This is a genomic window from Ruegeria sp. AP7 (assembly GCF_056539905.1).
In genome coordinates this window covers 225163-240797 of record NZ_JBQFVT010000004.1, presented here as the reverse complement: position 1 = coordinate 240797, position 15635 = coordinate 225163, and the positions used below count along the sequence as shown (strand labels likewise).

Below are 15635 nucleotides of genomic sequence, written 5' to 3'. Positions count from 1 at the left end.
ACAGGAGAAATCCAATGGGAATTTTTGATTTTCTGACCGGCGAATTCATCGACGTCATCCACTGGGTTGATGACACCCGCGACACGATGGTCTGGCGGTTCGAGCGTGAGGGCCACGAGATCAAATACGGTGCCAAGCTAACAGTGCGCGAAGGTCAGGCGGCTGTGTTTGTGCATGAGGGGCAGCTGGCGGATGTGTTCACGCCCGGACTCTACATGCTTGAGACAAACAACATGCCGATTATGACGACGCTGCAGCATTGGGATCATGGTTTCCAGTCTCCGTTCAAGTCTGAAATTTACTTCGTTAACACGACCCGGTTCAATGACCTGAAATGGGGCACCAAGAACCCGATCATGCTGCGCGATCCCGAGTTTGGGCCAACACGCATCCGGGCCTTCGGCACCTATACGGTGCGGGTCAAGGACCCGGCGAAATTCCTAGTAGAGATCGTAGGCACCGATGGTGAATTCACCATGGACGAGATCAGCTTTCAGATCAGAAACATCATCGTGCAGGAATTCAGCCGCGTCATCGCAGGCTCGGGCATTCCAGTTCTCGATATGGCCGCGAACACCGCCGATCTGGGAAAACTGATCGCAGCCGAGGTGTCACCGGTGCTGGATGGGTATGGTTTGAGTATGCCCGAATTCTATATCGAGAATATCTCGCTCCCACCTGCGGTCGAGGCGGCTCTGGACAAGCGCACCTCGATGGGTTTGGCGGGCGATCTGGGCAAGTTCACTCAGTATTCCGCTGCCGAGGCCATGACAGCGGCTGCCAATAACCCCGGTCAGGGCGGTGGCATGGGTGCCGGTCTTGGCATGGGGATGGGCATGGCGATGGCGCAGCAAATGTCGAACATGGCAGCGGGTCAGCCCAGCGGTCCCTGGAGCGGTTCCGCCCCCGCTGCACCGCAAGCGTCAGCGCATGCGGCACCGCCGCCCCCGCCACCCGTCGAGCATGTGTGGCATATCGCGGTGGATGGCCAGACTAGCGGACCATTTTCCAAAGCCAAGATCGGTCGTATGGCAACTGACGGTGAGATCACGCGCGATACGCATGTCTGGACGGCTGGTCAGGACGGTTGGAAAAAGGCGGGGGACGTACAAGAATTGGCGCAGTTGTTCACCATCTTGCCACCGCCGCCACCGGGCGCCTGACCCGATATTAGGCTATCCATGACCAGGATTCTGTAATGGCAAAAGTCGAACACCGTTTTCCTTGCGAACAATGCGGGGCGGATTATCGGTTCAATCCCGATGACGGAACGCTCACCTGCGATCACTGCGGACATTCCGAGGCCATTGGCGCGGGCCCGTGGGGAGGGGCCAGTTTACGTGAACTCGATTTCGAAACGGCCATCGCGGATCGCCTCCCCGATAGTGAAATTGAAGAAACTCGTGTTCTTACCTGCCCCAACTGCGCAGCACAGGTCGAATTTGACCCGAACACACACGCCGCAGAGTGCCCATTTTGTGCGACACCTGTCGTCACAGATACCGGTGTAAGCCGCCATATCAAGCCACGCGGTGTGTTGCCCTTTGCACTGGACGAACGCTCGGCACACCAAGCCATGGGGGATTGGCTGGGGCGACTGTGGTTTGCGCCCAATGGGCTGAAGGAATACGCCCGCAAAGGCCGCAAGATGCAGGGCATCTACGTGCCCTACTGGACATTCGATGCCGATACCAAGTCGAGTTATCGGGGTGAACGTGGTGTCGTCTATTACGAAAACCGAACCGTGATGCGGGATGGAAAGCGCGTTCAGCAGCAGGTTCCCAAGGTGCGCTGGTCGCCAAAGTCCGGACGCGTGGCACGGTTTTTTGACGATGTTCTGGTGTTGGCATCACAATCCCTGCCCAAATCCTATACGGATGCGCTGGAACCCTGGGATCTGCCTGCGCTTGAGCCCTATCAGCCCGAATATCTGGCTGGATTCCGTGCCGAAGCCTATACGGTCGAATTGCAGGAAGGATATCAGGAGGCGCGCGGTCACATGGCGCGCGTGATCGAGCGTGATGTACGGTTTGATATCGGTGGCGATCGTCAGCGCATCCACGCTGTCGATACGGAAGTCCGAGATGTCACGTTCAAACATATCCTACTGCCGGTCTGGATGGCAGCCTATAAATACCGGGGCGAGACCTATCGCTTTGTAGTGAATGGCAGAACCGGGCGCGTTCAGGGTGAGCGCCCCTGGTCGGCGATCAAGATTACCGTCGCGGTGGTACTGGGCCTGCTCGTTGCCGCAGGTGTCGGTTATCTGGTTGCAACCGGACAACAATAAAGAGAACACTCGTGTCAGATAGCGCGTTGGATGGGGGAAATTGACTTGCACCTTGACGCTCTGAACGATCTTTTAACTCAGCGCCATTCGTGCCGTGCCTTTTGCTCAGACCCTGTTCCCCGTGAACAGATCGAACAGATCGTCACAAGCGCAACGCGTGTTCCAAGCTGGTGCAACGCGCAACCCTGGCAGCTTACGATCACCAGTGGCACTGAAACTGACCATTTTCGCGAAGCGTTGCAGCGCGAGACACAACAGGCCAGCCCAAACCCGGACCTGCCCTTTCCAACCAGGTATTCCGGTGTCTATCAGGATCGTCGGCGCGCATGCGGCTGGGCGTTATACAAAGCGGTCGGCGTCGAAAAGGGTGATCGCACCGCTTCGGCGCAGCAAATGATGGAAAACTACACGCTGTTCGGAGCTCCACACTGCGCCATCCTATCCAGCCCCACCGAGTTGGGCCCATACGGTGCCATGGATTGCGGAGGGTTTGTGACAGCATTCGCATTGGCGGCACAAGCCCTGGGTGTGGCCAGTATCCCTCAGGCGGCGGTTGCGGCTTATGGTCCGTTTCTTCACCGGTATTTCGATATTCCAGATGACCGGATTGTTTTATGTGCGATCTCATTCGGATATCCAGATAAACACCATCCAGCCAACTCTTTCAGAACAGGACGTGCCGCTCTGGATGATATCGTTGATTGGCGTGAATAAACACCAAGAGTAGGAATTGCAGATGCGCGCGCTGCTTCAAAGAATTTCCAGTGCCTCTGTCACAGTCGAGGGAACGGTGATTGGCCGATCCGGTCCGGGGTTGATGATTTTGGTCTGTGCGATGCAAGGGGATGATGAGGCTCAGGCCGAACAACTGGCTAACAAGATCGCAAAGCTTCGCATCTTCAAAGACGATGCAGAAAAAATGAACCGTTCGATCTTGGATATCTGCGGCTCAGCATTGGTAATCAGCCAATTCACTTTGGCCGCTGACACGTCACGCGGTAACCGCCCGGGATTTTCCGGTGCGGCCCCGGCAGTAGAGGGCGAACGACTTTATGGAGCGTTTGTTCGCAACCTGTCCTCACTGGGCATACCAGTCGAAACGGGATCATTCGGGGCTGACATGGCTGTAGAACTGGTCAATGACGGGCCCGTGACAATTTGGATGGAAAGCTGATGCAGGCCTCTCAACAGATTCAGGATATTTGGAGCGCCGGTGTGGCGGCTGTAGATGGTTACACCGCGACGTTGGAAGCGATTCAAACGATGGAACGGCCAGACCAGATACTGGCCGTTGGCAAGGCGGCGGGTGCGATGGCCCGCGCTGCAGCGAACCAGTTCGGAGCGGTCCCCACGTTGGTCGTTACCAAAGATGGCCATAGCGATGGACTGCCAGCGCATGTTGATGTCATCGAATCCTCTCATCCCGTACCCGATGATCGCAGTCTGGCCGGGGGACGGGCATTGCGCGAAACCGTAGAGAGCATGGAACATGATAGCAGTCTGTTGCTTCTGGTATCTGGCGGCGCGTCCTCTCTGGCCGAGGATTTAATGCCCGGGTTCTCCCTGGACGATCTTGAAGCCCTGAACCAAAGATTGCTTGGCGATGGATTGGATATCAGAGCGATGAATGCTGAGCGGCGCAAACTATCGCGCATTAAGGGCGGAGGACTGCTGTCCAGTTTTCCTGGGAAAAAAGTGACCGTTTTGGCGATCTCGGATGTCCCCGGAGACGACCTGGGCGTGATTGGATCCGGCATCGGAGCGTTGCCAGATGCGCCGCGTTTTGCCGCCCAGACCTCAATAATCGCTTCAAATGCGCACGCACGTAACGCGGCCGCCCAAACAGCCGAGCAAGCTGGCCTTGTCGTCCTCGCCAACGCGGAGGCGTTGCACGATGACTACCTATCAGTTGCGACCGCGATAGGAGATAGACTGCGCCACATGCCCAATGGCGTGATGGTTTTTGGAGGAGAGCCAACCGTCGTTCTTCCGGATCAACCCGGGCGAGGCGGACGAAATCAGGCCCTAGCGCTGGCTTTGGCGCACGAAATTGAAGGGCAACGGGACATTACTGTGATCGTTGGTGGAACAGATGGCACGGATGGGCCAACGGACGCAGCCGGTGCTATCGTTACCGGCGAAACATGGTCAGACGAAGCGCAAGAATACCTCAACAACGCGGATAGCGGCAGCTTCCTAGCCAAAGCAGGTGCGTTGCTGGTTACGGGGCCTACAGGGACCAATGTGATGGACTTGGTGATTGCAATACGGAATTGATCTGACATCTTGGCCCGGTTGCTATCGGTCAGGAGTTCAGAGATATGGCACCGCCCTCCAACGCACTTCGCGAGATCGAAGAAATCCCTGATATGGGTATCACCATGCCAGATGGCTGCCGCCTTTCAGCCCGGATCTGGCGACCGATCGATGCCGGCGAAGACCCGGTTCCCGCCATTGTGGAACATCTGCCATATCGCAAACGCGACGGTACCACTGCACGTGACACCTTAACACATCCCTGGTTTGCCAAACGTGGATATGCCTGCGTACGCGTAGATATGCGCGGCAACGGTGACAGCGAAGGGTTGATGGAGGATGAATACACTCAGCAGGAATTGGACGATGCCGTCGCAGTAATCCAATGGCTAGCCGATCAACCCTGGTGTAGCGGCACGGTCGGGATGATGGGTATCAGTTGGGGCGGGTTCAACTCATTGCAGGTTGCCGCGATGCAGCCCGAGCCTTTGAAGGCAATCATTACGCTTTGTTCGACCGCGGACCGGTATGCCGATGACATACATTACAAAGGCGGATGCCTGCTGAATGAAAATCTGGGCTGGGGCGCGACAATGTGGTCCTACTCCTCTCGTGCTCCGGACCCTGATCTACGGTCAAACTGGCGTGAGCTGTGGTTGGATCGGTTAGAGAATGAGCCCTTCCTGCCCTCCGTCTGGCTGCGCCACCAAACACGTGATGCCTATTGGCGCCATGGTTCCGTCTGCGAGAATTTTGATGCCATTCAAGCGGCCACCCTGGCGGTTGGAGGCTGGGGTGACGCTTACAAGAACACTGTGCCATTGCTGGTCGAACAGTTGAACGCGCCGGTCAAAGGTGTTGTTGGCCCATGGGTGCACAAATATCCTCATTTCGCGGTTCCTGAACCTCGCATCGGATTTTTGCAGGAGGCCCTAAGGTGGTGGGACCATTGGCTAAAGGGAAAGGATACAGGTGTCGAAGATGATCCAGACTACCGCGCTTATCTGATGAACGGTGTGCGTCCGGCGCGCTGGTACAAAGAGCGCGCAGGGCGTTGGATTGCCGAGGATGAAGGCGCGACATCGCATCTGCCAACCCTGACGATGCAACTGACCGATGCCGGCCTTGGGCACGAAGGGTCACTGAACACCTCAATCCGATCGCCACATACCTGCGGTCTTGAAAGCGGCGAGTTTTGTGCGATTTGGCTAGGTCCGGATATGCCGGGGGACCAGAGGAGGGACGACGCGCTTTCAGCCTGTTTCGACAGCGACCCATTGGCAGCCGACATCGAGATTGTGGGCGCACCCAAAACTCGGCTCCGCCTGAGTGCTGACAAACCTCAGGCGCAGATTGCTGTTCGGCTGAATCATATACACCCGGACGGTGCTTCGACGCGGATCACATATGGGGTGCTAAATCTGACGCACCGCGACAGCCATGCAGATCCCACCCCCCTAATACCCGGTCAGACCTACGACATAGAACTGGACCTGGATCACATCGCTTATCGAATACCGAAAGGACACCGCTTACGCGTGGCGATCTCGAGCGCCTATTGGCCGTTAATTTGGCCTTCGCCGGAAACTGTCGAGCTTCAACTGACTGAAGGCGACATAATCATTCCAACGCGTCCGCCAGGTCAATCAAACGAATACAACTTCGCCCCTCCCGATGCAGAATCTGCGAATCCCGTCAGTGTTCTTCGAGAAACGCAAAATTCCCGGCGTGTGGAATTGGATATGACCACCGGCGAAACCCACCTGATCATCGAGGATGACTTTGGCAAACTCCGTGACGAAACGCATGGGCTGATCACCGGAAGCACCGCAACAGAAAAGTGGTCGATTCACCCCGACAAACCCCTTTCGGCGCGGGGCTATTGTCGTTGGACACAAGAACAGCAGCGCGGTGAATCGTTCCTATTCACTGAAAGCGTTTGCGAGATGTGGTCCGATGATAAGAACTTTTTTGTTCGAGCGGAGATAAGCGCCTTCGAAAATAACGAATTGGTCTATTCAAAAACACTCGAAGACACGGTGCCGCGCAATGAAATGTAAGTTTTGAAGCTAAAGACGAAAGATTTTCACTTGCCCACCACCCTGAATTGCCCCTACTTTGACTCACGCGTCAATAAAAAGTCCAACAATGGACCGAACATCCAATCAACTGGGAGATCTCTGGATGAACGAACAACTCACTCACATGTCAAAGCAGGTCACGGCTGGAAAGCTGACCCGCCGTGAATTCATGGGTAAAGCTGCGGCACTGGGTGTCTCGGCCGCAATCGCAAGCAGTATGTTTGCCGATGCCGCACGTGCGGCTGGCCCAAAAAAGGGCGGCGATCTGAAATTCGGTTTGCAGGGCGGCGAATCGACCAACTCGCTGGATCCGGCAACCTACGCAAGCTCAGTCCCATTCCAGAACGGTAAGCAGTTCGGCGACCAGCTTGTCGAAGTGGCGCCCGACGGCACCATCGAGCCGCGCCTGGCCGAAAGTGTCGAAGGCAGCTCGGACGCCAAAGTCTGGACCTTCAAACTGCGCCAAGGTGTCGAGTTCCACAACGGCAAGACCATGACCAGCGATGACGTGCTGAAAACTATGCAGCGCCACTCGAACGAAGATTCCAAATCCGGTGCATTGGGCATCATGAAAGGCATCGAGTCGATGAAGGCCGATGGAGACAATTTCCAGGTCACATTGACCGAGCCAAATGCCGACCTGCCGTATCTGATGGCCGACTATCACCTGATTATTCAGCCCGATGGCGGCATGGATAACCCGGCTGCAGGTATCGGCACAGGTCCGTACAAACTGGAAGTGGACGAACCCGGCGTCCGTCACCTGTTCACCAAGAACGAAAACCATTGGAACAGCGATTTCGGTAATTTTGACAGCGTCGAAGTTGTTGTGATCAACGATGCAACTGCGCGGACCGCTGCACTGCAGTCCGGACAGGTCCACGCCGTCAACCGCGTTGAACCCAAAGTTGCCGACCTGTTAGGTCGTGCGCCTAACCTGACCGTGCATTCAACCGCCGGTCGCGGTCACTATGTCTTTATCATGCATTGCGACACGGCTCCGTTCGACAACAACGAATTGCGCACGGCATTGAAATACGCAATCAACCGTGCGGAATTGGTAGACAAAGTCCTGCGTGGCTATGGCTCGATCGGGAATGACATGCCGATCAACGCAGCCTACCCATTGTTTGATGAAACCATCGAACAGCGCGAATTCAGCATTGAGAAAGCTGCAGAGCACTACAAAAAGTCCGGCCATGATGGTTCGCCGATCATATTGCGTGTAGCCGACGGTGCCTTCCCGGGTGCTGTGGACGCCGCTGCACTGTTCCAGCAGACCGCCGCACAGGCTGGAATTCCGCTTGAAATCAAGCGTGAACCCAACGATGGATACTGGTCCGAGGTTTGGAACGTTCAGCCGTTCTGTGCCTCGTACTGGGGCGGCCGTCCGGTTCAGGACCAGATGTATTCGACCGCGTACCTGTCGACCGCAGACTGGAACGACACTCGGTTTAAGGTTCAGGCGTTCGACGATATGCTGTTCGCGGCAAAGGCAGAGCTGGACGTTGGAAAACGCAAAAGCATCTACAGCCAAATGGGCCGGATGGTCCGCGACGAAGGCGGCCTGATCTGTCCGATGTTCAACGACTTTGTCGAGGGCATCAGCAACCAACTGGACGGATGGGAATCTGACCCGACGCAAGAGATGATGAACGGCAACATATCCCGCAAAATGTGGTTCGTCTAAAACGGGCTACGGATAATGCATCCTATCATCAAATTGGTTTCCCAGCGCCTGGCGCTGGGACTCCTATTGCTGCTCGGCGCTTCGGCCTTGATTTTTGGCCTGACCGAAGCCCTTCCCGGAGACGCCGCGCAAGCCGTCCTGGGGCAGTCCGCAACCCCAGAGGCCCTTGCTAACCTGCGCGAAGAGATGGGTTTGAACCGCCCTGCCCTGACCCGCTATTTCGAATGGCTGGGAGGCATTTTTCAGGGCGATCTTGGCCAATCTTTGACAAACAAGCTGGATATTTCTGAGAGCATTGGAAAACGCCTTGGAAATACACTGTTTCTGGCATGCGTCGCTGCCATCGTTTCCGTTCCACTTGCAATCTTTCTTGGACTTCTGGCCGTGCGTTATCGCAACCGCTGGCCGGATAAACTGATCTCTGCCATCACGCTCACAACGGTTTCGATACCGGAATTTCTGATCGGCTACGTGGTGATCTACTACATCTCAGTGAAACTGGGCTGGTTCTCCTCGCTAGCGATGGTCAACGATTCAATGTCGTTTGGGCAAAAGCTAAATGCCATTGCTTTGCCAGCCTTCGTACTAACGCTGGTGGTTCTGGCGCAGATGATGCGCATGACACGCGCTGCCATTCTTAATCTTATGCAATCCGCCTATATTGAAACGGCTGAACTAAAGGGTTTGAGTACCTTTCAGGTTATCGCCCGGCATGCCTTTCCCAACGCGATTTCACCTATCGTGAACGTAGTCATGCTGAACCTGGCCTATCTGGTCGTAGGTGTCGTCGTGGTCGAGGTTGTCTTCGTCTATCCCGGTATGGGGCAGTACCTCGTAGATGCCGTGACAAAGCGTGACGTGCCTGTTGTTCTGGCCTGCGGTGTGGTGTTTGCAGCCGTTTACATCGGCCTGAACATGGTCGCGGATATCGTGTCGATCCTTGCCAACCCAAGACTGAGGCATCCGAAATGATAAAGAACATTCCTCTTTCGGCACTGATTGGCCTTATGTTCACCGGCGCCTATTTCTTTGTGGCGATCGCCGCGCCCTTGATCGCGCCCTATGGAATGGCAGAAGTGGTCGGCGACGTTTGGGAGCCGAGTAGTTCCGAGCATCTGCTGGGCACGGACAATATCGGCCGCGATCTGCTAACCCGCATGATCTATGGCGGGCGCACAACAATCTTCATTGCCGCAGCTGCAACACTTCTCAGCTTTCTGACGGGAACGTCATTGGGCCTACTTGCTGCAGTTTTGGGCGGATGGGCCGATCAGGCGCTTAGTCGGACGGTCGATCTGATCATGTCGATCCCTACGCTGATCCTGGCGCTGGTTATTCTGGCAATCGTTCCGGTAACCGTTCCGATCCTCATCCTTGTGATGGGCCTGCTAGATGCGACACGACCATATCGTCTGTCGCGATCTGTCGCCGTGGATATCAACGTGATGGACTACGTCGAAGCCGCCAAACTGCGCGGTGAAGGACGCCGTTGGATCATTTTCCGGGAAATCCTGCCGAACGCTCTGTCGCCTCTGGTGGCCGAGTTCGGTCTGCGGTTCATCTTTATGGTCCTGTTCATCTCGACACTTTCGTTCCTGGGCCTTGGCGTCCAACCGCCCTTGGCGGATTGGGGCGGCATCGTGAAAGAGAATAAGGACGGCATCGTCTACGGTATTGGCGCCGCACTCTACCCTGCAGTGGCCATCGCCACGCTGGCGATCTCGGTCAACCTTGTTGCTGACTGGGTTCTGAACCGTACCACATCGCTGAAAGGAGGCCGAGGATGAGTGATACCCTTCTCAAGGTCCGCGACCTCAAGATCGGCGCGACCGTCTATCCGCCGGGTGAAAAGCCCCATGACATCGAAATCGTGCACGGGGTCAGCTTCGACCTCGCGCCCGGCAAGGTGTTGGGGTTGATCGGTGAATCCGGAGCTGGCAAATCGACCATCGGTCTGGCCTCGATGGCCTATGGCCGGGGCGGCGTTAAGATCACCGGTGGCGAGGTTTGGGTCAACGGCCGTGACATCATGAAGTCAGCGCTGGGTGATATCCGCAACCTGCGCGGCGGCGAGGTGTCTTATGTCTCGCAATCAGCAGCCGCTTCGTTCAACCCCGCCAAAAAGATCATGGATCAGGTGGTCGAAGCTGCAGTCGAACATAAGAAATTCTCTCGTAAAGAGGCCGAGGCCCGCGCGCGAGAATTGTTCGCCAAGCTAGGCCTGCCCGATCCGGACAATATCGGTGATCGATACCCACACCAAGTTTCGGGCGGTCAGTTGCAACGCTGCATGACAGCGCTGGCGTTGTGCCCCGAACCGGATCTAGTTGTGTTTGACGAACCTACCACGGCCTTGGACGTGACCACTCAGATCGACGTCCTGATGGCCATCAAGGAGGCCATCGCCGATACAGGTGTCGCTGCGTTGTACATCACGCATGACCTTGCAGTTGTCGCACAAGTCAGCGACGACATCATGGTTCTGCGGATGGGCAATACGGTCGAGTATGGAAACACCGATCAGATCATCAACAATCCGCAAGAAGAGTATACTCAGGCGCTGGTTTCGGTTCGCTCGATTGAACACGAAGAAAAGCAGCCCACTGCGGACCCGGTGCTGAGCGTCGATGGTATTACCGCGCGCTACAAAGGCTTGAACTTCGACGTTCTTCACAACGTCAATGTTGAGCTTCATCCGGGGCAGACATTGGCTGTGGTGGGTGAATCCGGCTCAGGCAAGTCGACGCTGGCCCGTGTGATCACCGGGTTGCTGCCGCCGCGTGATGGCGAGATCACCTTTGCCGGTCGGAAACTTAGCCCCGACTTGAAGGGCCGTTCACTTGAAGATCTGCGCGAGTTGCAGATGATCTATCAGATGGCGGATGTCGCGATGAACCCGCGGCAAACAGTCGGTACGATCATCGGGCGACCGTTGGAGTTTTACTTCAACATGCGCGGTGCTGAGAAACGCAAGCGTATCGTAGAACTTCTGGATGAGATCGAACTGGGCGAGAAGTTCATCGATCGCTACCCTGCCGAACTTTCTGGTGGTCAGAAGCAGCGGGTCTGCATCGCGCGTTCATTGGCGGCCAAGCCCAAAATGATCATCTGTGATGAGGTCACCTCGGCGCTCGATCCACTTGTGGCAGATGGCATCCTCAAATTGCTGCTGGACTTGCAGAAAATCGAGGATGTGGCCTATCTGTTCATCACCCACGATCTGGCGACGGTGCGCGCCATCAGTGACAGTATTGCGGTGATGTATCAGGGCCGCGTGGTCCGCTATGGACCCAAGTCGCAGGTGCTGAGCCCACCCTTCGATGACTATACCGATTTGCTGCTCAGCTCGGTGCCCGAAATGCATCTGGGTTGGCTGGAAGAGGTTGTCGCCCATCGCAAAATGGAAAGTGCGGGCAACTAATCCCGGACTTATTCCGAACATAGCATAGTGTTTGGAAATCCCGGCGTTTGACTGAAAACAAACGTCGGGATTTTACAATTTAGGGCGCAAATGGGCAGCCCCGTGCAAGCGAATCCCCTAGGGTCGCGACAACCAATACTTCGAAAAGAATAGGGCCGGACAATGGACCGAAAACTGCTTTTGATCATTCTCGACGGTGTGCCGTGGCGCAACTTTCGCAGACTGTTTGGCAATCTTGAAGGATGGGTCGACAGCGGCGATGCGCGGGTTTGGAAACTGCGCGCCGTCCTGCCTTCAACATCAGCCAGTTGCTACGCGTCGATCCATACCGGCGTCACACCGCAAGAGCATGGCTGCACCGGTAATGGCAACGTGTTTCGGCTGTCTCACAAGGACGTCTTCAGTCAGGTACGAGAAGCGGGCGGTGTGACCGGTGCGGTCACGCACAGCTACTGGTCGCAATTCTTCAACCGTCACCCCTTCGACTACGTTCGTGATGTGGAATATGACGAGCCTGACAACAAGACCATCAACCATGGCAGATTCCATTCGATGACTGGCTACGGCAAAGCCAACCAGATGACGCCATCCGACGTTGATCTGTTCGCCACGCTGACGAACCTCTGCCTTCGGTTTGGGCTGGATTACGGTATTCTGCACACCTGCACGCTGGACAGTATGGGGCACCGTTTCTACCACGACTGTGAGGAAATGGACCACGCCTGTTTCGTCATGGACGAAATGCTGGCACCTTTCATCCCGCGTTGGCGGCAGCTTGGCTACGATGTCATCGTAACCGCCGATCATGGCCAAGATGAACGCGGCCATCATGGCGGGCGTAGCCCGTTACAGCAGGAAACGGCTCTTTACTATTTTGGTGACGCCGAAGGGCCTGACACCGAGACCGTGATCGACCAGCTTCAGCTTGCGCCAACCATACTACAGCGCGTCGGTGCGCCTGTGGCAGATACTATGAAGGCCAAATCGTTCCTGAACTGAGGCACTTGTTAGTCGTAAGCCCAGATCCCCTGCCCTAGCGCCTCAATCGCTACCGAGATACGCTCAAAGCTGTCAGCGGCGCGCCTGACCGAAGTTCGGGCGCGCAGATACCCATGAACCAATCCCGGTTCATTAATGCAATGGGCCAACCCACCTGCCGCAGTTATATGCTTACAATAGGCCGGTCCGTCATCCCGCAGTGGATCGCAATCAGCCGTCACAACAACCGTGGGCGGGAGGCCAGAAAAATCATCATCCTGCAACGGAGCGAATGAGGGATCGTCATCCGGTGCAGGCCCACCGCAGCGTACAGTTTGGTAGAACCGGATGTCGTCCAGGGTCAGAAGCGGCGCGTTTGCATGTTCGATATACGAACCCTTTGACATGTCACCGCCCAAACCAGGATAGATCAGAACCTGACCCAGCACGTTGTCCAATCGCCCTCGGGCATAATGCGCAACGGTTGCAGCCAGATTACCGCCTGCACTGTCTCCCGCCAGAACGATTGGATCGCCATATTCCTGGACCACCCAGCTCACAGCAGTCCAACTGTCCTGAAACTGCGCCGGGTGCACATATTCAGGGCACAGGCGATAATCGACAGAGATGATCCGATAGCCAGTCTGAACACAGATTTCAGCACAGACATCGTCATGACTGTCCAGACCGCCCACGACGAACCCACCGCCGTGAAAGTAAATCACATTTCGAGTGGGATCACCGGCAGTGTAAACGCGAACAGGCACGCCATCGGCGGACCTGTCATGAACATCAACGCCCGGAGGTCGCGGTTGGCGAAAATCCTGACACATCGTGTCATAGACCCGACGTTGGTCAGCAATGGACATTTCGACTGTATCATCGGGATAGCTCTCGGCAGTACGCCGGATGAAACCCCAGGTCTCTTCGTCGATCAGACGTTCATAGTCCATTGTCCCTCCTAATTATTCAGACCACTCCCACGGTCGGGTAAACGAACCCAGCACCTTGGCCACATCGTCCTCGGACGCGCCGTTCGCGTCAAGCTGCGCGACGAGCCCGCGTTTCTTGTCGTCGATGACAGAAACGACCCGTGCCGCGACGCCGGCGGCTTCCAGAGCACCATTGTATATACGCGTGATCGCGTGCTTGCGCAGATCAGGCTTGAACACTTTGCCTACTGCGGTTTTCGGCAGTTCATCGAGAATGGTCAAATGCTTGGGCTGTGCAGCGCGTTCGTGGACGTGAACCTTGCAGAACTCCAGCAGTTCTTGTTCCGTGGTCGAGGCCCTGTCAACCAGTTCAACAAACGCACATGGCAGTTCGCCTGCGTGTGCATCCGGTTGACCGATCGCGCCGGCGAAGGCGACAGCTTCGTGCCCCAGCAGCGCCTCTTCAATTTCGGCGGGGTCGATATTGTGGCCGCCCCGGATGATCAGGTCTTTAGCCCGACCTGTAATCCAAAGATAACCATCCTCATCAAAACGGCCCAGATCGCCCGTGCGCAGGTACTTGTCGAAATGGTAGAGATCTACGTTCTTATCGACCTCGGTGTAGGTGTTGCCCGCATAAACGCCAGGGTTCGAGATGCAGATTTCGCCGACCTGATCGACACCGCATTCGGTCGGACCATCTGGCCCGTCCTGAAGGATTTTGACATCTGTATATGGGAACGGAATACCGATCGAACCGATCTTTTTCTCTCCATCCACCGGGTTGCACGAGACAAGGCAAGTGGCTTCTGTCAGGCCATATCCTTCGACGATGGTCACGCCTGTGGCCTCTTCGAACCTGCGGAAGAGTTCAACCGGCAGCGGAGCCGAGCCCGAAAACGCGGTTTTGACGGATGAGATATCCGCATCCACCGGGCGTTGCATCTTAGCTGAAATCGCGGTGGGCACCGTAATAATGAACGAGACTTTCCAGCGCTCGATCAGCTTCCAGAAATTGTCGAAGACACCGTCACCGCGATACCCTGCAGGTGTCGGGAATATGACATGCGCACCCGACGATACAGCCGCCATCACGATCACATGCACCGCAAAAACGTGGAACATCGGTAGCGGGCACATGATGACATCGTTTTCGTCAAACAGCAGGGTCTGCCCCAGCCAGCCGTTGTAGATCAGACCGGAATACTTGTGCTGCGCCACCTTCGGCATGCCCGTGGTGCCGCCGGTGTGGAAATAGCACGCGACGCGATCTTCCTTGCTGTCTTCGAATGTTAGCGTTTTCGGCTGCTTGTTCAGCTCAGCAATGAAATTCTTATAGGTCGCGTGGGCCAGCTTTTCCTTGTCACCCATCTTGGGGCGCAGGAACGGTACCAGCCAGGATTTTGGCGGCGTCAGATAACGGTTCAGGTCGATCTCGAGAATCGTGTGAACGCCGGGGGCGTGGCGCACAGCCTCTTCAACCTTCTGGGCCACGTCCGTCTTGGGGAAGGATTTCAGAGTGACCACGACCTTCGCCTTGGTCTCACGCAGGATCGCTGCAATCTGTTCGGGTTCGAGCAACGGGTTTATCGGATTCACAATCCCCGCCACCGCTCCGCCCATCATCGTGACCAAGGTCTCGTTACAGTTGGGGAGCACATAGGCCACCACATCCTTTTCGCTGATCCCAAGCGAGCGGAACAGATTCGCCGCCTGATTGACTTTGCCTAGCAGTTCCGACCATGTCAGCGTCTCTGCCTTGTCGGTCGGGCCGGATAGCAACTGAAAGCTGATCGCCTTGTGGTTCGGGAACCTGCCCGCCGTCCGCGACAAAAGCTGGTGGAAGGTCACGGGCAAATCCCGGTCCTCCCATGGCATTTCCTGCTCCATACGCGCCTTGTCTTCGATTCCCACAAAGGCCATGTGGCTCCTCCCCTGATCTCTCTCCCGTGTCACGCGCGGGTTTTCGTTGCCTCCAAGATGGAAG

13 protein-coding genes are annotated in these 15635 nt (G+C 56.2%); 11 read left to right on the top strand and 2 right to left on the bottom strand.

Going from position 1 to position 15635, the window contains the following annotated elements:
* Positions 1-14 precede the first annotated feature (14 nt).
* The 11 genes from ACR0KN_RS10390 (at position 15) to ACR0KN_RS10340 (ending at position 12737) form a co-directional block, all read left to right on the top strand.
* The gene (locus ACR0KN_RS10390) at positions 15-1163 is read left to right on the top strand and encodes an SPFH domain-containing protein (protein WP_480653332.1); all 1149 of its coding nucleotides are present in this window, start codon (positions 15-17) and stop codon (positions 1161-1163) included.
* Positions 1164-1198: 35 nt separating this feature from the next.
* Positions 1199-2290, top strand: a complete 1092-nt coding sequence (locus ACR0KN_RS10385; protein ID WP_480653330.1) for a TFIIB-type zinc finger domain-containing protein — start codon at positions 1199-1201, stop codon at positions 2288-2290.
* Between the two features lie 30 nt (positions 2291-2320).
* A complete protein-coding gene (locus tag ACR0KN_RS10380; RefSeq protein ID WP_480653328.1) occupies positions 2321-3004 on the top strand; it encodes a nitroreductase in 684 nt (227 codons plus the stop codon).
* Between the two features lie 22 nt (positions 3005-3026).
* Entirely contained in the window at positions 3027-3464 is a 438-nt protein-coding gene (gene dtd / locus ACR0KN_RS10375; RefSeq protein WP_480653326.1) for a D-aminoacyl-tRNA deacylase, read from the top strand.
* Positions 3464-4567 carry a glycerate kinase type-2 family protein gene (locus ACR0KN_RS10370; protein WP_480653324.1) on the top strand — a complete coding sequence of 368 codons (1104 nt, stop codon included), beginning with the start codon at positions 3464-3466 and terminating at the stop codon, positions 4565-4567. Before dtd ends, ACR0KN_RS10370 begins: the two co-directional genes overlap by 1 nt.
* A gap of 44 nt (positions 4568-4611) precedes the next feature.
* Entirely contained in the window at positions 4612-6606 is a 1995-nt protein-coding gene (locus ACR0KN_RS10365; protein ID WP_480653322.1) for a CocE/NonD family hydrolase, read from the top strand.
* 124 nt (positions 6607-6730) lie between these two features.
* Positions 6731-8317, top strand: coding sequence for an ABC transporter substrate-binding protein (locus ACR0KN_RS10360; protein ID WP_480653320.1), 1587 nt, complete (start codon positions 6731-6733; stop codon positions 8315-8317).
* Positions 8318-8332: 15 nt separating this feature from the next.
* Positions 8333-9289 carry an ABC transporter permease gene (locus ACR0KN_RS10355; protein ID WP_010441877.1) on the top strand — a complete coding sequence of 319 codons (957 nt, stop codon included), beginning with the start codon at positions 8333-8335 and terminating at the stop codon, positions 9287-9289.
* Positions 9289-10104: an ABC transporter permease gene (locus ACR0KN_RS10350; RefSeq protein WP_029621990.1), complete on the top strand. Its 816-nt coding sequence runs from the start codon at positions 9289-9291 to the stop codon at positions 10102-10104. The genes ACR0KN_RS10355 and ACR0KN_RS10350 overlap by 1 nt, the downstream gene beginning before the upstream one ends.
* A complete protein-coding gene (locus tag ACR0KN_RS10345) occupies positions 10101-11738 on the top strand; it encodes an ABC transporter ATP-binding protein (RefSeq protein WP_170541031.1) in 1638 nt (545 codons plus the stop codon). The genes ACR0KN_RS10350 and ACR0KN_RS10345 overlap by 4 nt, the downstream gene beginning before the upstream one ends.
* 162 nt (positions 11739-11900) lie before the next feature.
* Positions 11901-12737: an alkaline phosphatase family protein gene (locus tag ACR0KN_RS10340; RefSeq protein ID WP_480653318.1), complete on the top strand. Its 837-nt coding sequence runs from the start codon at positions 11901-11903 to the stop codon at positions 12735-12737.
* Between the two features lie 8 nt (positions 12738-12745).
* On the opposite strand, the gene ACR0KN_RS10335 is transcribed toward ACR0KN_RS10340, so the two are convergent.
* Complete coding sequence (locus tag ACR0KN_RS10335; RefSeq protein ID WP_480653316.1) at positions 12746-13669, bottom strand: alpha/beta hydrolase; 924 nt, start codon at positions 13667-13669, stop codon at positions 12746-12748.
* A 12-nt stretch (positions 13670-13681) separates the two neighbouring features.
* Positions 13682-15571 (bottom strand): acyl-CoA synthetase, encoded by a 1890-nt coding sequence (locus ACR0KN_RS10330; protein WP_480653314.1) that lies wholly within the window; start codon positions 15569-15571, stop codon positions 13682-13684.
* Positions 15572-15635: the final 64 nt, after the last annotated feature.